Source organism: Streptococcus sp. ALY_211, from assembly GCF_058314555.1.
In genome coordinates, this window is record NZ_JBZFUN010000005.1 from 22,699 (window position 1) to 43,933 (window position 21,235).

Consider the following 21,235-nt stretch of genomic DNA (forward strand, 5'->3'; position numbering starts at 1 on the left):
GCTGCTAAAACAATCTATTAAAAATCCTATGAATGAGAAGGTCATAGGATTTTTTTACTTTAACAGGCAAGCTCACTAGCTCTGCTTCTTTTTCGACTTGGTATTGAAAATGATATTGAGTAGGATTGAGCTAAGTGTAGCCATGACGATACCGTTGGTAAAGAACATTTGGACTGTTGTGGGGGTGCTGGCAAAGAGATTGGTATTGTTAAACCCTAGTCCAACGGCAATAGAGACAGCTGCGATAATGAAATTGTGCTCTTCATTTTTGAAGTCGACGGTATTGAGCATCTGAATACCTTGAAGCGCTACCATACCAAAGAGGACGAGCATAGCACCACCTAGGACGGGATTGGGGATCAACTGTGCTAGGGCACCAAACTTAGGAACGAGCCCCAGTATGATTAGAAAGACAGCGGTGTAATAAATTGGACGACGATTCTTGATTCCTGAGAGCTGGACAAGTCCGACGTTTTGCGAGAAGCCAGTATAAGGGAAGGTATTGAAAATCCCGCCGAGAAGGACAGCCAATCCTTCTGCACGATAACCATTACGCAGACGCTTGCTGTCCAATCTATCCTTGGTCAAGTCAGACAAGGCTAAGTAAACACCAGTCGATTCGACCATAGAGACGGTTGCAATGATACACATCATAATGATCGAGGTTAATTCAAACTTAGGCTGGCCAAAATAAAATGGTTGGGGGACATGGACCAGTGGTGCTTGGGAAACAGCAGAGAAATCAACCTGACCCATGAAGCTGGCAAGAAGGGTACCACCAACTAGTCCAATCAAAATAGCAATGGACTTGATGAAGCCCTTAGCAACTATTTGAACTAAAAGAACGATGGCAATGGTTACCAGAGATAGAAATAATGATTCAAGACTTGGTTTATCCGCATTATCTCCCATATTGCCCATAGCTACTGAAATCAGACTAAGACCGATGACAGTGATAACAGAGCCTGTCACGATCGGCGGGAAAAATCGAGCAATTTTAGAAAAGATACCAGCCACTAAAATAACGTAGATACCCGAGGCAATCAAGGCACCAAACATATAGCCAGATCCTTGACTCTGTCCGATCATGATCAAAGGGGCAACCGACTGAAAGGCACAGCCGAGTACGACCGGCAGACCAATGCCAAAGTATTGATTGAGCTGAAGCTGCAAAAAGGTTGCTACCCCACACATAAAAATATCAGTTGCAATCAGATACGTCAGCTGGGTCGCAGAGTAGTTTAGACTGCTGGCGATCATGATGGGTACTAGAATAGATCCTGCATACATGGATAAGAGATGCTGCAGCCCTAAAATAGCTGATTGGGTATGACTTTCCTTGTTCATTAAGCGTCTGCCTCCTTGAAGTTTACTTGATTGTTACTAAAACTAGCTACACGTGCTAAAGAGGTTACTTGCAGTCCCATATCCTGCAGGAGCTGACGTCCTGTCTGAAATGATTTTTCGATGGCGATACCTATTCCCACCACTTCTGCTCCTGCTTGCTGGATAATTTCAATCAATCCCTTGGCAGCTTGTCCATTGGCTAAAAAATCATCAATGATCAAGACCCTGTCATCTTTGGAGAGAAACTTTTCAGCAATAGAAACGGTACTAGTCACCTGCTTGGTAAAAGAATAAACTTCTGCTGTCAAAATTCCTTGAGTCATGGTGATATTTTTATGTTTTTTGGCAAAAATCATGGGGATCCCTAATGCTTGGGCGGTATAGACAGCAGGTACAATGCCAGAAGCTTCAATAGTGACAATTTTTGTAATCCCTGCCTTCTTGTAAACTTCCGCCCATACTTGTCCCATTTCCTGCATGAGTTGATAGTCTACCTGATGGGTCAAGAAACTATCTACCTTGAGAATGTTCTCTCCCAAAACCTGACCATCTTTGCGAATACGATCTTCCAGTGCTTTCACATTTTCCTCCTCAATTAGCAGAAAACAATAACTTGAATAGGGATTAGTCTTTCTTAATTGCCTCTAATTGGTTTTAAAATAGCATAAAAAATGAGCATCCAACTGTGTCAGATACTCATTTTTAGCACTAGCTTTTGAAGGCTTTTGATACACAAAAGCACTTTGAAGTTAGTTCTTGTCTGCCATACTTATTGAAAGACATTTACGGTGTCTTGTAGAGACGCTGTGCCCTATTCACAGTTTAAATAAGTTTCTGATAGATTATTTTATTGTATGATCGAAAAATCGATTGCTCTAATCATACCACGCAGTATTGAAATTGTAAATCCTGATTTAGCTTGCTTTTCTTTAAGCCCGCCAGTCTAACCTATGGTCAGCCAGAAAGCTTGTTTTGAAGTTCTCTATAGGATGAAAATGGCTTTTGCCAAACTCATCAATCAAGCCGTGAAATTCTTGGGCATCCTGATAAGTAAAGGGCTCTGGCAGTCTTGAGAGCTGACGGTTCAAACTTTGGTAGTTGGTCAACCCTTCGACACCTAGGAGACTAAAAAGCGTACGAGCATACTTATCTGCTATAAATTGCGGCTGGTCAAATATATAAGTCAGCAGGACATCAGCCGTCTCAGGTCCGACACCATGCAGCTTAAGAAGGGTGTCACGAAGGGTGTCACCGTACAGTGCTACAGTAGCCTTGGGATCCTGGTTATGAGCTAGGTACCACTGGGTCAGTGTCGTAATCGCCTTACTCTTATTTTTCATAAAGCCAGCTGGCCTAACGAGCTCTTCCAACTCTTCCAGAGTTAGTTGCTGAATGCGCTGAAAATCATAGTCAGTCTGCGCTTTAATCAGCTGTGATGCACGAACAGCATTGCCTTCTGTTGTATTCTGAATCAAGATAGCTTCAATGATGATCTGCTGCTTGCTGTCAGCCGGCCACCAGCCGGTGGGCCCCATGTGAGCCAGCATCTTTTGATAGAGGTCGTATAGGGTTAACTCCATACTATTACAATCCTTTGAATACCATACACATACTTCAGAGTAAGTAACTATCCACAAAATTTTTAGATACCATTATAAATTTCTACAATTTCCTGTAACTTTTGGTAGATTTCTTGTTTTTTGCGCTCTCTAGCACCCTTACGTCTAGAAGTTGGAGGCATTAACTCATTTAGTTCCGTCCCCTCACTAGATACATAACCACGAATCAAAGATTGTTCAATAAAATGCTGATACTCTCCTTGCAATTTCTCATTCTTAGCGAGGTCAGCAATGGCTAATGATTTTTGACGTCGAGCATAAGTATAAAATTGATCTAGAATCACTTGCTCATCCTGCAACTGTTCCCAATTGGTGTCATTTATAAAGCTCATTACCAAAGATTCTTTAGAGCGCATATCAATACTTGAACGAATAACACGAAGAATTTCGGCTTTTAGATCGTCCTTCGATTCTATCGTTTTCGACTTTTCAGAAATTAAATTGATGATATAATCCAGACTAATTTCTTCAGTCTTTAATAATTCGATTTCAAATTCAATATCCGAAAAGTCAATGCTAGTTTCACTCTCTCCTGCTTTAGGTCCACCATACGCTTCATCACGAATATCAACATAGACACTACGCATATCCTGCATCAAACTAGGAGAAATCATACTTCCTTCTTCTACAAACTCATCATAGTTTCGTAGAATGTTTTCCATCTTAAGCACTTCACCAAACAGCTGAACAAATTCTCTCTTTTCTGACTCAAGATGAATCTCAGTTGGATCTGGATATTTAGCCAGTAATTCCTGACAAATCTCTTTATAACCTCGATTAGACTGCCCTGTATCGTCATCAACGAAACCATCCATATAATCTTGATAACTTTTCTCCAAAATGATGTGGATACTATTTTCGTTACCTTTTCCATCAGGGTCACCAAAACGTTTAATAGCATCTACTGTCGCTTTTTCAAGGTCGCGGAAGCAGACAATATTTCCAAATGGTTTTTCCTTACTAAGAATCCTATTGGTGCGTGAAAAGGCTTGAATTAATCCATGATACCGAAGATTCTTATCTACAAAAAGGGTATTCATAGCGGGAGCATCAAAACCTGTCAAAAACATCCCTACTACAATGAGTAAATCAATTTCTTTATTTTTAACCCTCCTTGATAGATCTTTATAGTAATCTTGAAATTGCTTGGCATCAGTAGAATAATTTGTCCGAAACATCTGATTATAGTCATAGATAGCTTTATCTAAAAATTCCTTAGATGACAAATCCATAGCACTAGGCTCAAAATTTTCTTCCTCAATCGATCCATAAGCTTGCTGCTCTTCATTTGCAGCGAAACTAAAGATAGTTGCAATTTTTAAACGTTTATCATCAGGTAAATGAGCTTGCTGACGCTTAAGTTCTTCATAATAAACTTTAGCCGCTTGGATATTTTGAACCGCAAACATGGCATTAAAGCCATTCAGCCGTTTCTTTTTGTATGTATACTGAGTTCGGCGGTGGGTTTTATCATCAAATACACGCAATAAATATTCGGATACAGTTGTAATTCGCTCTGGGTGAAGAAGCATATCCCTTTCTATTTTTTTAAGTTGCTTCTCATCTATTTCCTGTCCAACGGCTTGTTCAGCTTCTCGGAATTTATTCAATTCAGGTTTAACATAGTTATAATCAACTTTAAATTTGAGGACCTTTTGATCACGAATAGCATCTGTAATAATGTAAGAGTGAAGTTGCCGTCCAAAGATACTGTCTGTTGTCTGCCCATTTAGAGTATTCTCAGGAAAAATGGGAGTCCCTGTAAATCCAAATTGATAATACTGCTTGAACCCTCCCTGAATATTCTTTTGAGAATCACCAAATTGCGAACGGTGGCACTCATCATAGATAAGAACGCACTGCTTATCTAAAATGGGATGATTTGGATTTTTTTTGACAAACTCATTGAGCTTTTGGATGGTTGTAACGACAATCTTATTGTCATCTTTTTCGATAGAAGCTTTAAGTTCTTTAGTATTTTTACTGCCATTAACAGAATTTTTTTGGAACTTTTGGTATTCCTTCATTGTTTGATAATCCAGATCTTTGCGATCCACAACAAAGAATACCTTATCAATATAGTCTAATTCTGTTGCTAAGCGTGCTGTCTTAAAACTTGTTAACGTTTTTCCAGAACCAGTAGTATGCCAAATATAGCCGCCTCCATCAACAGTACCGTATCGTTTATTTTCATGAGCAATATTAATCTGGTGCATAATACTTTCAGCCGCAGCTATTTGGTACGGTCGCATGACTAAAAGCGTATCGCTAGCATCAAAAATGCAATACTTAGTCAAGATTGACAGCAAAACATGCTTATTTAAAAAGGTCTGGGCAAAATCTTCTAAATCATGTATTACATTATTTTTCTTATCTGCCCACTCACATGTAAATTCAAAATGGTTTTTATTTTGAGCTGTCGTATTAGCAAAATAACGAGTTCTCGTCCCATTGGAGACAACAAAAAGTTGAACGTACTGAAACAGTGAATGCTGAGAATTGAAAGACTCTTTACTATACCTATGTATTTGCTCAAATGCTTCTTTCATAGGTATACCGCGCTTCTTCAACTCAATTTGAACCAAAGGCAGTCCGTTGACTAAAATTGTTACATCATAACGATTTTTATGACTGCCCTTCTGGCTGATTTGATTAGCTACTTGAAGATGATTCCGATGAATATTGTTCTTATCAATGATCATGATATTTTTTATATGACCATCATCAAAAATAAAATCATAGATATGATGCTCCTGAATTTTGCGAGTCTTCTCAATCATACCATCACTGACTTTATCCAAATATTCATCTAGAAATCGCTGCCACTCTACAGAAGAAAAGCTAACACCATTTAACCGCTCAATCTGCTGCTTAAGATTGGCTAGCAAATCTTCTGAAGTCTTACCGAAAAAATGTTCATATTGCTGTCCTTGAAGTAAATCTACAATCAACTGCTTTTCAAGTTCAGCCTCTGTCTGATAAGCATCGCAGTTATGACGATTAGTTTTGATAAATTCCCCTAAAATAATCCCGTTGGTTAACTCTGCTGCAGGTATTATTACTTTTGAATGATCTACTGGTTTCATTTTTACATTCCTAACATCTGTGCATGGCTGCCTGTATCAATCAGTAAAAGCACAAGCTCATCATTTTTAACTTGATAAGCTAACAGCCAGTCTGGTTCGATATGAAGTTCTCGAATACCCCGCCACTTGCCCTTTAGTTCATGGTCTTTCAAAGACAATGGCAGTTCCGATTGTTTACTCAAGAGTTCCACAACCATAAAAAGTTTTTTCATATCTTTACCTTGCTTTGCCATTCGTTTAAAAGATTTTTTAAATTGCTTGGTTTGCTTAATCTTTAACATAGGCACTCATCTCTGATTTCCAATCATCAAAATTATTAAAAGTTTCAACATCATCATTTTTAACCTGCTCTAAAGCAATGTCCAAAGTATTTCTTACCCTTGGGGTAAATGGTAAAGCTTGATCATCAATGACACGTTTAATAAACATAGTGACAGCAGCACTTGTTGTTAGACCCATGTGGGCAAAAATCGCATCAACTGCTGCCTTATCCTCCGAATCAATTTTGATATTGATATTTGCTTTATTTTTTACAACCATATAATTAACTCCTTTTGAGTTTATTATATCAAAAAAGTAAGAAAAAACAGTAGTTTTTTCTTACTTTTTATTGTTTTGGATATTAAAGCCAAAATTCTGAAGAAACTGGTTAAAAATACGCTCCAAGGCCTTTTTTTCCTGAGTTGTTAACACTCTAGTTTCATAATCTGAGTGTGCACTATGACTATGTAGATTAATACGGCGAATATAAGGAGCGGACTCTTCTAGACTACCATCTTCATCCCTTAAAACGACACAATCACCCCAATTTTTATAACCTAGAAAAGTTGCAGTTTTTTCTAACAAATTACGCAGTAAGTTGAAATGATATTTCTCGATTCTATCCTCTGCAATAGCTTTTTTTAGTTCATCTACAAGCATCAAATGATAAGCAAATGGAGAACCATTATCCTGAGAATTCAGTAGATATTTCTGATTTGTTTTTTTTAATAAAAACTTACTGCTATTATTCTTTAATTCATTGAAAAGGACATTAAAAAATAAAGCATGATGAGTAGTGATAACAAATTTTAATCCAGTATTATTTTGATTACTCTCTTTTAAGAGGTGGGCTAGATCTAGAGCTACATCAATAATTCTCCTATCATCTAAAGAAGAAACAGGATCATCTATAAATATATATTCCAGTTCATCATACTCATGCGTCCGCCTATCTTCTTCTGAACTACGTTGCTCAATGATAAATTCCATGAAAATGTAAAAAATTGACCAAATAAAATTGCTTTCTTCTCCTCTTGAAATTTTTATGTTTTCAGAAATGTTTCCTTGATAGCTCCTTCTAAAAGAAACGGCTGTTACATCTACATTGAACTCTGCCTCAATTTTTTCTGAAATATCTTCTTTATCTTCAAGAACATAGTCCTGAAATTTTTCTACAATTCGAGCGCTATCTCCTTCTACTGTGATAATTTTTTTAATCCACTCAGAATTTGTGTTGATTAATAACTTTCGTTCACTTCCATTTTCAAGATCATTATCCCATGTAAAGAGATCTTCCGTAAAAGCATTATAATAAAGAATTTTCTTTAAGGAGCTTGTCTCAGCTTCAATATCTACTTGAGGCTGAATCAAGTCTTTAAACAACATGGACAATCTAGTCTTTCCTGTTCCATTAAAGGCATAAACTAATTTGATATTCTTTTTAGCGTCTTTCAACTCGACTGCAACATCTTCTAAACTATCAAATTCTGTCATTTATCCTCCTTAATATTCCTACATAATAAACAACTTTGGACCAGCTAAAAACTTAAAAACTCAACAACTTATCCCTAAAATACTCATACTGCTTTTGTCGCAATTCAATTTCTTTGGGTAACCCTTGAGAAATGGAATTGGTTAAAGTATCGAAGTTGTCTAGGATAGAGACAATGTGGGATTGAGTTTCATTTTCAGGAAGACAAATGATTAAGTTTTCAATTACATTTTTAGATAATCTAGGTATACTAGCTCTTCTTACCTGATCTTTAATTCTGGATTGATTGTTCAAAAGCGTGTGATACAAAAATCTTTGATTAATAGATTTAGAACTCATTGTCCAGACATCATCAGCTTTCCAAAATTTTTCATGACTAAATCCAATTTCTCCAGCAGCTCCCGCACTTATGATAAATGCTGTATTAGCAGGAGTATTAAACTGTTCGTAATACCCTAGTATCATAAGACTGTTTTGATAAACTGGATATCCATTATCAAGTGACAGCTCCTTACGAACAACACGTTTCCCACGTGAAATATCTGCAATAGCTCCAAGTCTGACCCGTACCGGTCCAAACACCCATTGCAAGAGCCTAATTAGGTCTTGTCTGTACTGTACTGTACTGTACTGTACTGTCAGTATACACGCCTTCGGCGGTAAAGGTCAAGAGCTTATCTCTAAAATATTCGTACTGCTTCTGACGGAGTTCAATCTCCTTAGGCAGTCCGATATTTAAGTCATTACAAACCGTGTCAAAATTATCCAAAACTTGAACGATGCGGGATTGGATATCAAGCGGAGGGACGGGAATTTTTACTTTTTTCAAACTATTCGCATTAAATTGCGGTTGACCTGCTTTTGAAACTAGATTGTTAGCTTGATTCCAATATAAATCGCTTTTTGAAAAATGCCAGTAATACCGAGCATTCAAACTTTCCTTAGGTATAATTTTTATTAAGAAAGATGCATATACACTAGGCTCATCAGTGTCTATAAATAACGTTTTACCATAAGTTGCACCAGTTCTAGCCATAAGTAAATCGCCATAATTGACCATGTACTTTTGTGATTCATTAGTCAAAGAAACAAATTTCTTATCTGTCATCTTAAGATAACCGTTCTCATCAATATCTGTTATCCTAATAAATCTGACTTCCCCAAAATCTTGTGCCTTGTCAGTGTAGCCATAATTAAAGTCCGCTATCTCCCCCAGCGTCTTCCACTCCACCTGATAAACGTCATCTTCAAACGATAGTAATTTATCCCGATAAAAAGAATATTGCTTTTGGCGTAGGGTCAATTCTGCGGTCAATTCTGCGGTCAATTCTGTAACATACTCCGTGAATTTGTCAAGTATTTGCACGATTTCTTGCTGAATTTTTAAGGGGATATTTGGAACTTTTACACGTCTAAAACGTTCTTTGGAGACGTTAAACCGAGTAACACCACTAGCAGTTTTTTCAATTTGCTTTCTCAGTTTTAGTCCTCTAAATAAATGTTTAGAAAATTCAGGAATCATCTCAAAATCTGTATTAAATCTTACACCAAAACTAAAACTATTAAGATAAACTGGTTCAGATGGAACAAAAGTTACAGCTGAAGACATTCCAACTTCCTCTGCATTTTCCGAAGATCCAGTAATTAGAACATCGCCATAAGCAATAAAATTTTGTTTTTCTGTCTCTCTCACAGTCACAGATTCCAGCAACGATTCGTCTACTTGAAAATTATTGAAAATATTCTTATACGTAACATACTTTGCGTTACCAATTTCAAAATCTTTCTTGCTTTTTCCTGTTAATCCACCGTAAAATGTGGAAACCTCCCCCAGCTCTTTCCACTCCACACCATTGGGACAGAGGTCTTTAATCATTGCTTCGATAGTTGTCATGTTACAAGTCCTCCGTTTTATAGAGCGTGTAACCTTCATAGTAGTAAGAGGCATCAACACCTTTGAAAAAGCTGGCATGACTGAGGTCTGTAGTGAGGTGGTTTAGTAGAAGGTATTTAAGCTCACCTGTTGACACATGGCTACGCACCATTGCTGCAAAGTACTCATCTTTATCAATGGCATTCCAATCCACGATTTTTCCCAGTTGATCCTGTAGCATGCAGTCTAGCCACAGGCGCATAGCTCTACCATTACCCTCACGAAAAGGGTGGGCGACATTCATATCCGCATACTTGTCCACAATCTCATCAAAGGTCTGATGAGGCAATCGGTCAATGTAACTCAGGGATTGTTCTAAAAAGATACGGGGTGCAAACTGGAAATTATCCTTAGCAATATTGACCTCACGGAGTTTGCCTGCAAACGCATAAATCTCAGAAAAGAGAGCCTGATGGATGGCCGCTAACCCCTTAAAGGTCCCTACTTCAAACTGAAAAAGCTCGCCTTGTTCAAAGAGTTCTTTAGCCTTACTCTTTGTGATACGCTCTTCTTCACGCGCCAAGTCAGCACTGTTGGTGAGCCCTAATTTATTCTCTAATACCATCAGCTTAACTCCTCAACAATCTTATCAATTTCAGCTCGTAAATTATCAATTTTCTTTACGGTTTTTTGGATACCCTCATTTAGCACGTCAATATCGATAACCTCACGGGTGTCTCTCTTATCAACATAAGTTGATACCGATAAATTATAATCATATTCCGTAGCTATAAGACTATTATCAACAAGTTTAGACTCATAGTCAACGTCCTTTTTATTACTAAAAAGCTCAACAATCGCTTCGATATTATCAGAACTCAATATCTTGCCATTGGTAACCGTCTCATAAAATTTATTTTTATCAGTGGAGGGAAATTTCTCATCTGATGAAGCATCAATAAAAAGAGTCTTATCCTCGGATTTATTTTTTGCTAAAACTAATACGTAAGTAGCAATACTGGTTCCATAGAATAGATTATCTGGCAGAGCAATGACTGCTTCAACAAAGTTATTATCTACAAGGTACTGGCGAATAGTTTTTTCAGCACCACCACGATAAAAAATACCAGGAAAACAGACGATAGCCGCTCGTCCCTTGTTAGATAAATGATTGAGGCTGTGCATAATGAAAGCAAAATCGGCTTTAGATTTGGGCGCTAGCTTTCCTGCTGGAGCAAAACGTTCGTCATTGATTAAAATTGGATTGCCATCACCAATCCACTTGATAGAATAAGGTGGATTTGACACAATAGCATCAAATGGACGCTCGTCTAAATGCTGAGGATTTAAGAGAGTATCTCCACGACGAATATCAAAATGATTATAATTGATATTATGCAAAAACATATTCATCCTAGCTAGATTGTAATTGGTCATATTGACTTCCTGACCAAAGAAACCTTCTTCCAAGACATGTTCCTCAAATTGCTTTTTCATTTGTAACAATAGAGAACCTGAACCACAGGTAGGATCATAAACTTTATTTATCTTTTTCTTACCTACCATGGCTAATCTAGCAAGCAGTTTTGAAACGGTCTGAGGCGTGAAAAATTCTCCACCGCTCTTACCTGCATTAGACGCATAATTAGAAATTAAGAACTCGTAAGCATCACCAAAAGCATCGATATCATTATCCTCGAAATTACCAAAATTAATTTTAGCGATACCTTTTAAAATACTGGCAAGACGTTCATTTTTTTCCTTTACATTTCCTCCCAAACGGCTAGATGTTGTATCTAAATCGTCAAACAGTCCTTTAAAGCTACTTTCGGAAGCATGACCAACAGAAGAAGCTTCGATATCTTTAAAAATCTTGGCTAAGTCTGTATTTAAATCCTTATTATCGCTAGCGTTTTTTACGACATTTTCAAAAAGCTGTGATGGTAGAATAAAGAAACCTTTTTCATCAACTGTTCCCGGAAGAAAGTCTTCCTGCGCTTCTTCATCACTCAAATCAGCATAACGAAAGTCTAAATCTCCTGCTTCGTGCTCTGTTTTATCAAAATAGGCTGAGATATTTTCAGAGATAAAGCGGTAAAACAAAATCCCTAAAATATACTGTTTAAAATCCCAACCATCTACGGCTCCGCGTACATCATCAGCGATGCTCCAGATTTTTCTATGTAATTCTTCTCTTTGCTGTACTTCTTTACTCATACTTCTTTCCATTAACTAATAGTGATACCTTACATTTTACCATAAAAACTGCTATCTATCTGTCTGCTTTTATTTTTAGTATTTGTAACTAAAACAAGACTGAGATCAACACTCTCAATCTTGTTCGTTTATCTTATTGACCAATCATTAAAATCCCAATCTGAACAACTCAAGCCCATCTTCTGTTTACAAAGCCCCGACAACCTTGTGAGGGAGATATTTTTCTTCCAGATAATCCATATCTTCCTGAGTCAAGTGAAGGTCAAAAGCTCCCATAAAGTCATCCAGATATTTTTCCTTGGTGACACCGACAATTGGTGAGTGGACGCCTTTTTGCCACAACCACGCCAAGGCGATCTGCGTGCGGGTGACACCGTATTTATCAGCAAGTTCAGCGACCCGGTTAACAATCGCCATGTCCTGCTCCTCGGTACTGTCGTATTTACTTTGGGCTGTTGTATCCGTCTTACTGCGGGCTGTATCAGCTGTCCAATCGCGCACGACACGACCCGATGCTAAAGGACTGTAGGGCGCTAAACCAACACCTGTCTCCTGACAGAAAGGCAGCATTTCGCGCTCATCTTCACGATAGAGGAGATTATAATGATTTTGCATGACGGAAAATTTAGTCCAGCCGTTCTTTTCAGCAACATATTGCGCTTTCTGGAACTGCCAAGCATACATGGCTGAAGCTCCCAGATAACGAACCTTACCGCTGCCTACCAAATCGTTCAGAGCTGACATGGTCTCTTCAATTGGCGTATGATAATCCCAGCGATGAATATAGAGAATATCAATGTAATCAGTCCCCAACCGCTTAAGGCTGCGCTCAACCTGATGGAAAATAGCCTTGCGTGAAAGCCCGTGGTTGTTGGGCTTACTTTCACCATTAGGCAAATCACTGAAGAAGCATTTGGTCGCAATCACCACATCTTCACGGTTGGCAAAATCACGAAGAGCTCGGCCGAGGTACTCTTCACTGCTGCCAGCCGCATAAACATTAGCCGTATCAAAGAAATTGATTCCTAGATCCAAGGCTTTCTTAATGATGACACGGCTCTTGTCCTCATCGAGAAGCCAGCCTGAGTGAAATCCCAGCGTGGCATCTCCAAAACTCATACAACCTAAGCAGAGCTTAGAAACTTCCAAACCTGTTGCCCCTAATTTCACATATTCCATGATGCTACCTCCTGTAGAAATTTCATTTTTATTCTATACCTTGAAGTCCACTATAAGTCAAGTTAAAACTTAAAAAACAAACAAATTATTTACGCAGGATTCAGGTAGGCTTCAGTCTTGGCTAACGTTTATAAGAGTGATCTTTTATTTGACGGCTTTGAAGATCACGGTCATCTTGGTTCCCTTACCTTCTTGGCTGTCAATTTGGATCTGAGCACCATGGAGTTGAACAGCATGTTTCACAATAGAGAGCCCAAGACCTGTGCCTCCAACTTTCTTAGAATGACTCTTATCAATACGATAGAAGCGCTCAAAGATGCGCTGTTGCTCATCTTTAGGTATTCCGATTCCAGTATCTTCTACTTCCAGCTGAACAGAGTCAGAGCTAGACTGGATACGCACGAAGACCTGACCGCCTTCTTTATTATAGCGGATGGCATTGTCGCAGAGATTATAGACGATCGATTCGATCAAGGCTGGATTAGCCATAATAAGGGCTTTTTGTCCGGTTAGATCGAGGGTGATATGACTATCTTTTGCCTTTGTTTGCAAGGATGAGACGATCTGCTCGCTGATTTGATTTAGGTCAAGGAGCTCCATCTCTATCTGATCAGATTCATCCAGATGAGATAGATTGATGACATCCTCTACGAGTTGGATCATACGCTGGGATTCTCGATAAATCTTCTGCGCAAATTTAGGAATATCATCTGCATTGACGAGCTGACCGCTAAGCATCTCGGAGTAGCCTGCGATGACATGGAGAGGTGTTTTTAGTTCATGAGAGACATTAGCTGTAAACTCACGGCGCATCTGCTCAATTTGAAGCTGATCGGTAATATCAAAAAGTAAGAGGACAAGTCCTGTTATCTGGTCCCCCTCTTTGACAGGACGTCCCAAGACACGATAGGTAGCTTGATCAAATTCTAGATAGCCTTCACCTTTTTTGCCATCTAGTCCTTTGTCGATTAATTGATTGAGATCGTAATCACGTGAGATTTCGATCATATCCTTGGTGATGGCTGTTTCATCCGTATTGAAGAGTTTCTGGGCAGATGGGTTGATACTGATGATATGACGATTGCTATTGAGTAGGATCATCCCCTCCTTGATTCGGGAAATGATGGTATCAAACTCTTGTTGGTGTTGCGCCAGCAGGGTTTCTCTTTGGCTGATCTCCCTTTGATGACGGTCGATCCGGCGTAGCAAGGGAGACAGTTCTTCATAGGTGTCATTTTCCATAGGCGCTTCAAGGTTGAGTCTATTAATGGGCTCAACTAGGCGATTGGCTGTATAGCGAGCAAGCATAATAGAGAGCAGAAAAGCAACTACTACTACTAAGAAAATCGTCTGTGCCATTCGTATCAAGAGTAAGAGGACAGTATGTTGGGTGACCGACAGTCTTACGACAGTTCCATCCTTTAGGCGTTTAGCGGTGTAGAGCGAGCGTTGGGTCATTGTCGATGAGTAGCGTGAACTCTCCCCTACTCCGCTTCTTAAAGCCTCTTTGACCTCTTTACGATTAGCATGATTGGCCATCTTGGCAGGATCCTTATCACTGTCATAGATCACAGTTCCTGTATCATCGATCCAAGTCACTCGAATACTAGACGTATCCAGCTGGTCAAAATAACGTGAACCGCCCAGGTCTATCCCTTGGGCAACCAAACTGGTCTCTGTACGCAGTTGAGCCATTTGGTTGTCGGTAAAGTAGCGATAAAGCACCCCTAAAATCATGACTAAGGAAGCTATAAGTACCCCTAAGGTTGCTAAGAGTGTTGACTTAAAAATCTTACGGGTCATCGGTTACCTCCATTCGATAGCCTACCCCACGAACAGTTTGGATATAATGGCTGTAAGAGCCGAGCTTGGTTCGTAGTGTGCCGATGTGGACATCAACTGTCCGTGTCTCTAAAACGGCTTGTTCTCCCCACACCGTGTCTAAAAGCTCCTGACGGGTGAAGACCCGCTTGGGATGGCTCATCATGAGTTCCAGCAGATCAAACTCTTTTCGGGTGACCTCTAGTCTTTTGTGATTAAGCATAATGAGATGAGCATCGCTATCCAAAGATAGGGCTCCCATTTCTAGGAGATTGGTCTTGGTTTGAGAACGACGCAGAACAGCCTTGACTCTAGAGATCATCTCCATCATACCAAAAGGTTTGACGAGGTAGTCATCTGCTCCGAGATCCAGACCCTTGACCTTGTCAAATTCAGTTCCCTTGGCTGTTGTCATTATGACAGGTATATCTTTGGTCCCTAAGCTGTTCTTGAGCCGTTTGAGAATTGTCAGACCATCTTCATTTGGCAGCATAATATCCAATAAGATAAGTTCTGGTTGTTCTTGGTCAAACATCTCCCAAAAAAGAGTACTGTCTTCAAAACCTTTGGCTTTGAATCCAGAAGTCTCTAAAGTGTATAAAATGAGCTCACGAATATCATCATCATCTTCGACACAATAAATCATGCAGTATCTCCATCTAACTGTCCTGTAATTGAATAAAGCACCCACTTAGCAATATTAACCGTATGATCTCCGATACGTTCTACATATTTAGCGACCATCAAGAGATCTATTGCATATTCCCCATCCGCTTCTGGCTGAGCAAAGTAGGCAATCAGTTTTTCTTTTATTGTATCAAATTGTTGGTTGACTTGCTCATCATGTTCGATGACTTCTTGAGCTTTCGTTCTATCTTCATCCACGAAAGCATCGATACTTCTAGTTACCATCTTAGCCACAAGCTTGGTCATCTCTTCTAAAAGCTCGACTTCTGGACCTGAGATGATATGCTTTTGTGCAATGATAGCTGCCATTTCACCAGACTGGGCTCCCACGCGCTTCATATCATAGACCATCTTAAGAGCTGCTGAGATACGGCGCAAATCTCTGGCAACTGGCTGCTGGCGTAAAAGGAGCTTGAGGCACTGAGCTTCGATGTCTCTTTCTAATTGATCAATGTGGCGAGCGGTCTCTGTCACTTGGTCAGCTAGGTGAAATTCATCTTCCTTTAAAATTTCTAAGGATAGGATGATAGCTTCCTCACAGAGAGAACCCATAAGGGTTAAATCCTTATTGAGGTCATTGAGTTGGTGATCAAACTTAGAACGCATTAGCCAAACCTCCCTGTAATATAATCTTCTGTTCGTTTGTCTTGTGGCACTGAGAAGAGTTGACTGGTCCTATCAAACTCGACCAACTCACCAGATAGGAAGAAAGCTGTTTTATCAGATACCCGGACAGCTTGCTGCATGTTGTGGGTGACCATGATAATGGTATAGTTCTTTTTCAGTTCCATGACTAATTCTTCAATCTTAGCGGTGGAAACTGGGTCTAGGGCACTAGTTGGCTCGTCCATGAGCAGAATTTCAGGCTCAATAGCTAGGGCACGCGCAATGCACAATCGCTGCTGCTGTCCCCCTGATAGTCCTAGGGCTGATTTGTTGAGTCGGTCCTTCACTTCGTCCCAGATGGCAGCTCGGCGCAGAGAATGCTCGACAATTTCATCGAGCTTGGCCTTGTTGTGAATCCCGTGTGAGCGTGGTCCAAAGGCAACATTATCATAGATGCTTTTAGGAAAGGGATTGGGCTTCTGAAAGACCATACCGACTTTTTTGCGCAGGATATTTGTATCTACATCCTTGTAGATATCTTCACCATCCAAGGCTACTAGTCCTTGGATATGGCAGTTTCTAACTAAATCATTCATGCGATTGAGGCTTTTAAGCAGGGTTGATTTTCCACAACCAGAAGGGCCGATAAAGGCAGTGATTTCTTTTTCAGCAATGTCTAGCTTGATATCCTTGAGCGCATGATGGTCACCATAGTAGAGATTTAATTGGTCTATTACTAATTTATTCACCATTGATCCTTCTTTCTAATTTTTTAGCAACCCATTCTGAAAAGAGGTTGATGACGATAACTAAGACTAGCAAGATAACCGCTGTAGCGTAGGTTTGGTTGATATAGAGTCCTTCTCCTGAAATAGCATACATATGAACAGCCAAAGTACGGCTGGAACTAAAGACACTCTTAGCCACTTCTGCTACGGTTCCCGCTGTAAAGATCAGGGCAGCAGACTCACCGACAATGCGACCAATGGCTAGGATAATCCCAGAAAAGATTCCAGGCAGGGCGCTCGGCAAAACAATTTGAAAAATGGTGCGCAATTTTCCAACACCCAGAGCGAAGCTCCCTTCACGATAGCCATCTGGAACTGATAGAAGAGCTTCTTCTGTCGTGCGCATCACTAAAGGAAGGACCATAACCGCTAAGGTCACTGCTCCAGATAGGAGCGAGAGACCCATATGGGCATATTTAACGAAAAAGAGGGCACCAAACAAACCATAGATAATGGATGGGATACCTGCCAGAGTCTCAGTTGCAATACGGATCACCGTTACAAAGGGATTGTCTCGTCTTGCATATTCTGTCAAATAGATAGAAGCTCCGATGGCAACTGGAACTGCAAACAAGAGCGCTAGTATCGTTATAAAAACAGTATTGATGAGAGCAGGCATGAGGGATACATTTTGTGTGGTGTAAGTCATTTCAAAGAGACTGGACTTAATATTGGGAATACCCTTGATCATTATGTAGCCCACAAGCGTTAGGATCGATAAAGCGGTTAAGACAATCCCTATATGCACCAGTAGGTTTAAAAATAGGGATAGAGGATCATTTTTATAGGCTAACCACTTTTCTTGCCAGTGGCTTGATTTTTTGATTTTCATCTTTACTCCTCTTTACGTATCAGCGAGAAGCTGACATTGATGATTAGTACAAAGACAAACAAGACGACTGCCGTCCCGATTAGGGCTTGACGATGAAGACCAGTTGAGTAGCCCATCTCCATCACAATATTGGTGGTTAAGGTCCGGACACCAGAGGTGATCGATGTCGGGATGACGGCTTGATTTCCTGCGACCATAATAACAGCCATAGTCTCACCGATAGCACGTCCTAATCCTAAAATCACGGCAGCTAAGATACTGCGTTTGGCAGCGGGGACAACAATGAAAAAGATACTGCGCTCGTGGGAGGTACCGAGAGCTAGCCCTCCTTCATAGTAACTATCAGGGACTGCTCGGATAGCCGTCTCTGAGACGGTAATGATGGTTGGAAGAATCATCAACCCCAAAAGTAGGGAAGCTGTCAGAACCCCAGTACCAAGACTCAGTGTCTGTTCTCGGATAAAGGGGACCAAGACTACCAAGCCAAAGAAACCATAGACAACCGATGGAATCCCCGCCATGAGATTAATGGCCATCTTGAGTGGCTTATAGATCTTATCTGGACAAAATTTAGCCATGTAAATGGCACTGAGAATTCCGACAGGAACCCCGACTACCAAGGAACCCGCCGTCACATAGATAGATCCGATGATCATAGGAAAGATTCCATAGCTATTATTAGCTGGCTGCCATATCTTGCCAAAGATAAAGTCACCTAGTCCAATCTTTGTGATAGCTGGAATTCCATTTGAAAAGATAAAGAGACAGATCAGTAAAACCGATAATACAGAAATACAAGCAGTCAGGAAGAAGACTGCCTGCATGATTTTTTCCTTTGTCTGGGCCATCTAAGACTCCTTATTTGTCAAGTTCAGCCCAAGTGCTTGTCTTACCAGTATAAATGGCTTTGACTTGATCACTTGTAATATTGTTTACTTTGTTATTCTTATTGACGATAATGGCGATACCATCTAGTGCAATGGCTTGTGATTTAACACCCTTGTCTGTTTCAGACTGTTCCAGTTCACGAGAAGCCATACCGATGTCACATGTTCCATCAATGGCACTGGTTACCCCTGTTGTGGAATCGCTTTGCTGAATCTCGATCGTTACATCTGGATTTTCCTTGATGTAGGCTTCTTTGAGTTTTTCCATAACTGGAGTCACTGAGCTTGAGCCTGCGATAACGATCTTTCCACTCTTGTTTTGAGACTTGTAGGCACCTGTATTGGAATCCGAGATATAGCCATTGTCTTCGACAATCTTTTGCCCATCTTTACTTTGAATATACTGAATGAAATCTTTTGTTTGGCTATTAAGATTGTCCTTGGTTACGATATTGAAAGGACGTGAAATCTTATAACTACCATCTTTCACTGCCTCGGCGCTAGCCTTGGTTCCATCGACTTTTAGTACCTTAACGGTGTCATTGACAGATCCCAGCGACGCATAACCAATCGCACTTTCATCACCAGCCACTGTCGTCAGCATGACGGCTGTTGAATTAGTAACAGTTGCTTGTTGAGTTGTCTTATCAACTTTTTTACCATCACTGTTTTTCTCTTCGACGCCAAAGAGTTCGATAAAGGCACCGCGTGTGCCAGAGCCATCTTCACGAGTGATGATATTGATAGGTTGGTTGCTAGATCCTGATTTTGAACCACCACAAGCCGTTAAGAGACTTAGGCCAGCCAATCCGGCTAAGGCGATTAGTGAGAAACGTGTCATTTTTTTCATGAGTAAGGGTCTCCTTAGTTTTAATTTTTACACGTCTTATTTTACCGATCAACTATCAAATTTATTCCTATAGTTTTGTAAAGTTTTTGTAAAATCTGGGAATCGATTGATTTTGCATGGATTTTACATGAAGCTGATGGTTTCTTTGAAAAGACTTGTTACAATGAGCCCATCACTTTTGAAAGGATTTTGATATGTTTACACTTAATCGTCAGGAAAAACGTCTGCTGACCATTGTCTATGGTAGTTCTATCCTACTGCTCATCTTGGCTAGTTTTTTTGATCAAGTTATTTCCCAACAGTTGGGGAGCCAAGACTCTATCTTTGGGACCGTCTTTCAGGACTTTGGCATGTTTCCAGAACCTCTGGTACTCTTTGTCTCTGCCAATATTCTAGGGTTTGTAGCCTATAAGCGCAGCCAGGTTCCTCTGCTTAAGTTGATTCTAACCGGAGCTGCTCTGCTGTTATCTTTTTGGGCTATTCTTCATATGGTGGATGACTGGCTTTACTATGGCTATAGTAGTGCAGACAATATCGCCAAAGGACTTCCTATTGCCACGGCTAATAACGATACGGGAGCTGCCATCAGCTACCCTATGAGCTTGAAATACAGCATGAGTATAGCTATATGGGCTGTGGGCAGTATCATACAGTTTAGATGGCTTTCAAAAAAAAAGCCCAGAGCTCTTAATGATCTTATCTCTGTTGCTATTTTAGGGATCGCTTTTTACTTCTTATCTGAAAACATCATCGATACAATGAAGGAAACCTGGGGGCGCTTTCGTCCTTACGAAGTCTTTGGCCATGTCGATGGGGCTCATTTTACTAATTGGTGGCAGATCAATGGGGAAAACGGTCATCGTTCCTTCCCATCTGGGCACACGCTAGCTGGGATGAGTGCCATGTTCTTTCCTTTTCTCATCAGTCGTGACCACGTCAAGGGGCAAACTCGCATGACTTATATCTGCTTAGCTTACGGCTTTCTCATGGCAATCTCACGTGTGCGGGTAGAGGCGCATTTCTTATCTGATGTCGCAGCCAGCGCTATGATTACCTTCTTTGTTATCTTTGCCTTGGCAAAGGTTGCTGGTTATCGCTTTATTGAAGACGATTAAAAAAGAGTTGATTAGATCGGGCTTTACAGCTTGGTCTAATCAACTCTTTTATTGTTATCTTAGGTTCTTGACTTAGTCAGCCAAGACTTGATAGCTAGCAACTTTTCTTGTCACGTGTTTGCGGACTTCTTGTACCTCTGGTTTTTGATGTCTCTGTGCATGTTCTGGGCGGCTGAGCCAGGCTTCAAAATCAGCCTTGTCTGTCCATTTAGATACTAAGACAAAGTCGATTTTACCGTCTTCTTCGCCTGCTTGCCATGCTTCTGCTGAGACATTTCCAGGCCAAGAATGAAGAGAATTGAGGTCATTTTTTATCTTTTCTTCAAAAGCTGCTTGGTAATCAGCGTCTACAGTAAATACAGCGGTTTGTACATGTGTCATAAGAAAGTCCTCCCTAACGTTATTAGCATCAGGCTGCATTGAAACTTTAGGACATTACTCCTATTTCCCAACAACCTTTTGTGCTCTTAGTGTAGCAAAATCAGTCATAGCCAGCAAATGATTCGTTTGAAAGTTGGGATCACATAGAGAACGCTTCTCCTCCTAGCTCCGTTGCAAGGCTATCAGAAAGATCA

21 protein-coding genes and 1 riboswitch are annotated in these 21,235 nt (G+C 40.1%); of the genes, 1 reads left to right on the forward strand and 20 read right to left on the reverse strand.

Going from position 1 to position 21,235, the window contains the following annotated elements; all coding sequences use genetic code 11:
• Positions 1 to 75: 75 nt before the first annotated feature.
• The 19 genes from AC4HAJ_RS05550 to AC4HAJ_RS05640 all read right to left on the reverse strand — a co-directional run bounded on the left by AC4HAJ_RS05550 (position 76) and on the right by AC4HAJ_RS05640 (position 19,545).
• The gene (locus AC4HAJ_RS05550; RefSeq protein WP_491079171.1) at positions 76 to 1,347 is read right to left on the reverse strand and encodes a nucleobase:cation symporter-2 family protein; all 1,272 of its coding nucleotides are present in this window, start codon (positions 1,345 to 1,347) and stop codon (positions 76 to 78) included.
• Positions 1,347 to 1,928 (reverse strand): xanthine phosphoribosyltransferase, encoded by a 582-nt coding sequence (locus tag AC4HAJ_RS05555; RefSeq protein ID WP_491079172.1) that lies wholly within the window; start codon positions 1,926 to 1,928, stop codon positions 1,347 to 1,349. The genes AC4HAJ_RS05550 and AC4HAJ_RS05555 overlap by 1 nt, the downstream gene beginning before the upstream one ends.
• A gap of 171 nt (positions 1,929 to 2,099) precedes the next feature.
• Positions 2,100 to 2,197: riboswitch (purine riboswitch) on the reverse strand.
• A gap of 79 nt (positions 2,198 to 2,276) precedes the next feature.
• Positions 2,277 to 2,927: an endonuclease III domain-containing protein gene (locus AC4HAJ_RS05560; protein ID WP_491079173.1), complete on the reverse strand. Its 651-nt coding sequence runs from the start codon at positions 2,925 to 2,927 to the stop codon at positions 2,277 to 2,279.
• A gap of 62 nt (positions 2,928 to 2,989) precedes the next feature.
• Positions 2,990 to 6,052: a type I restriction endonuclease subunit R gene (locus AC4HAJ_RS05565; protein WP_491079174.1), complete on the reverse strand. Its 3,063-nt coding sequence runs from the start codon at positions 6,050 to 6,052 to the stop codon at positions 2,990 to 2,992.
• A gap of 2 nt (positions 6,053 to 6,054) precedes the next feature.
• A complete protein-coding gene (locus tag AC4HAJ_RS05570) occupies positions 6,055 to 6,333 on the reverse strand; it encodes a type II toxin-antitoxin system RelE/ParE family toxin (protein WP_491079175.1) in 279 nt (92 codons plus the stop codon).
• On the reverse strand, positions 6,320 to 6,592 hold the full coding sequence (locus AC4HAJ_RS05575) for a type II toxin-antitoxin system RelB/DinJ family antitoxin (protein WP_491079176.1): 273 nt from the start codon (positions 6,590 to 6,592) through the stop codon (positions 6,320 to 6,322). Before AC4HAJ_RS05575 ends, AC4HAJ_RS05570 begins: the two co-directional genes overlap by 14 nt.
• 60 nt (positions 6,593 to 6,652) lie before the next feature.
• Positions 6,653 to 7,807 carry an anticodon nuclease gene (locus tag AC4HAJ_RS05580; RefSeq protein WP_491079177.1) on the reverse strand — a complete coding sequence of 385 codons (1,155 nt, stop codon included), beginning with the start codon at positions 7,805 to 7,807 and terminating at the stop codon, positions 6,653 to 6,655.
• Positions 7,808 to 7,859: 52 nt separating this feature from the next.
• Positions 7,860 to 8,387, reverse strand: a complete 528-nt coding sequence (locus AC4HAJ_RS05585) for a restriction endonuclease subunit S (RefSeq protein ID WP_491079178.1) — start codon at positions 8,385 to 8,387, stop codon at positions 7,860 to 7,862.
• Between the two features lie 13 nt (positions 8,388 to 8,400).
• Entirely contained in the window at positions 8,401 to 9,699 is a 1,299-nt protein-coding gene (locus AC4HAJ_RS05590) for a restriction endonuclease subunit S (protein ID WP_491079179.1), read from the reverse strand.
• 1 nt (position 9,700) lies between these two features.
• Complete coding sequence (gene fic, locus AC4HAJ_RS05595; protein ID WP_491079180.1) at positions 9,701 to 10,303, reverse strand: protein adenylyltransferase Fic; 603 nt, start codon at positions 10,301 to 10,303, stop codon at positions 9,701 to 9,703.
• Entirely contained in the window at positions 10,303 to 11,895 is a 1,593-nt protein-coding gene (locus tag AC4HAJ_RS05600; protein ID WP_491079181.1) for a type I restriction-modification system subunit M, read from the reverse strand. The genes fic and AC4HAJ_RS05600 overlap by 1 nt, the downstream gene beginning before the upstream one ends.
• 186 nt (positions 11,896 to 12,081) lie before the next feature.
• Positions 12,082 to 13,074, reverse strand: coding sequence for an aldo/keto reductase (locus tag AC4HAJ_RS05605; protein ID WP_447451311.1), 993 nt, complete (start codon positions 13,072 to 13,074; stop codon positions 12,082 to 12,084).
• 144 nt (positions 13,075 to 13,218) lie between these two features.
• Positions 13,219 to 14,877, reverse strand: a complete 1,659-nt coding sequence (locus AC4HAJ_RS05610; RefSeq protein WP_491079182.1) for a sensor histidine kinase — start codon at positions 14,875 to 14,877, stop codon at positions 13,219 to 13,221.
• Positions 14,867 to 15,541, reverse strand: coding sequence for a winged helix-turn-helix domain-containing protein (locus AC4HAJ_RS05615; protein WP_491079183.1), 675 nt, complete (start codon positions 15,539 to 15,541; stop codon positions 14,867 to 14,869). Before AC4HAJ_RS05615 ends, AC4HAJ_RS05610 begins: the two co-directional genes overlap by 11 nt.
• Entirely contained in the window at positions 15,538 to 16,188 is a 651-nt protein-coding gene (gene phoU / locus AC4HAJ_RS05620) for a phosphate signaling complex protein PhoU (protein WP_491079184.1), read from the reverse strand. Before phoU ends, AC4HAJ_RS05615 begins: the two co-directional genes overlap by 4 nt.
• Positions 16,188 to 16,937, reverse strand: coding sequence for a phosphate ABC transporter ATP-binding protein PstB (gene pstB / locus AC4HAJ_RS05625; RefSeq protein ID WP_491079286.1), 750 nt, complete (start codon positions 16,935 to 16,937; stop codon positions 16,188 to 16,190). The genes phoU and pstB overlap by 1 nt, the downstream gene beginning before the upstream one ends.
• Positions 16,930 to 17,808, reverse strand: a complete 879-nt coding sequence (gene pstA, locus AC4HAJ_RS05630) for a phosphate ABC transporter permease PstA (RefSeq protein ID WP_491079185.1) — start codon at positions 17,806 to 17,808, stop codon at positions 16,930 to 16,932. Before pstA ends, pstB begins: the two co-directional genes overlap by 8 nt.
• 2 nt (positions 17,809 to 17,810) lie before the next feature.
• Positions 17,811 to 18,656 carry a phosphate ABC transporter permease subunit PstC gene (gene pstC, locus AC4HAJ_RS05635; protein WP_491079186.1) on the reverse strand — a complete coding sequence of 282 codons (846 nt, stop codon included), beginning with the start codon at positions 18,654 to 18,656 and terminating at the stop codon, positions 17,811 to 17,813.
• Between the two features lie 10 nt (positions 18,657 to 18,666).
• On the reverse strand, positions 18,667 to 19,545 hold the full coding sequence (locus AC4HAJ_RS05640) for a substrate-binding domain-containing protein (RefSeq protein WP_491079187.1): 879 nt from the start codon (positions 19,543 to 19,545) through the stop codon (positions 18,667 to 18,669).
• 194 nt (positions 19,546 to 19,739) lie between these two features.
• Here AC4HAJ_RS05640 and AC4HAJ_RS05645 point away from each other — a divergent pair, with 194 nt between their 5' ends.
• The gene (locus tag AC4HAJ_RS05645; RefSeq protein WP_491079188.1) at positions 19,740 to 20,660 is read left to right on the forward strand and encodes a phosphatase PAP2 family protein; all 921 of its coding nucleotides are present in this window, start codon (positions 19,740 to 19,742) and stop codon (positions 20,658 to 20,660) included.
• 72 nt (positions 20,661 to 20,732) lie between these two features.
• Here the strand turns inward: AC4HAJ_RS05645 and AC4HAJ_RS05650 are convergent, their stop codons facing one another.
• The gene (locus AC4HAJ_RS05650) at positions 20,733 to 21,041 is read right to left on the reverse strand and encodes an antibiotic biosynthesis monooxygenase family protein (RefSeq protein ID WP_491079189.1); all 309 of its coding nucleotides are present in this window, start codon (positions 21,039 to 21,041) and stop codon (positions 20,733 to 20,735) included.
• Between the last annotated feature and the right edge of the window lie 194 nt (positions 21,042 to 21,235).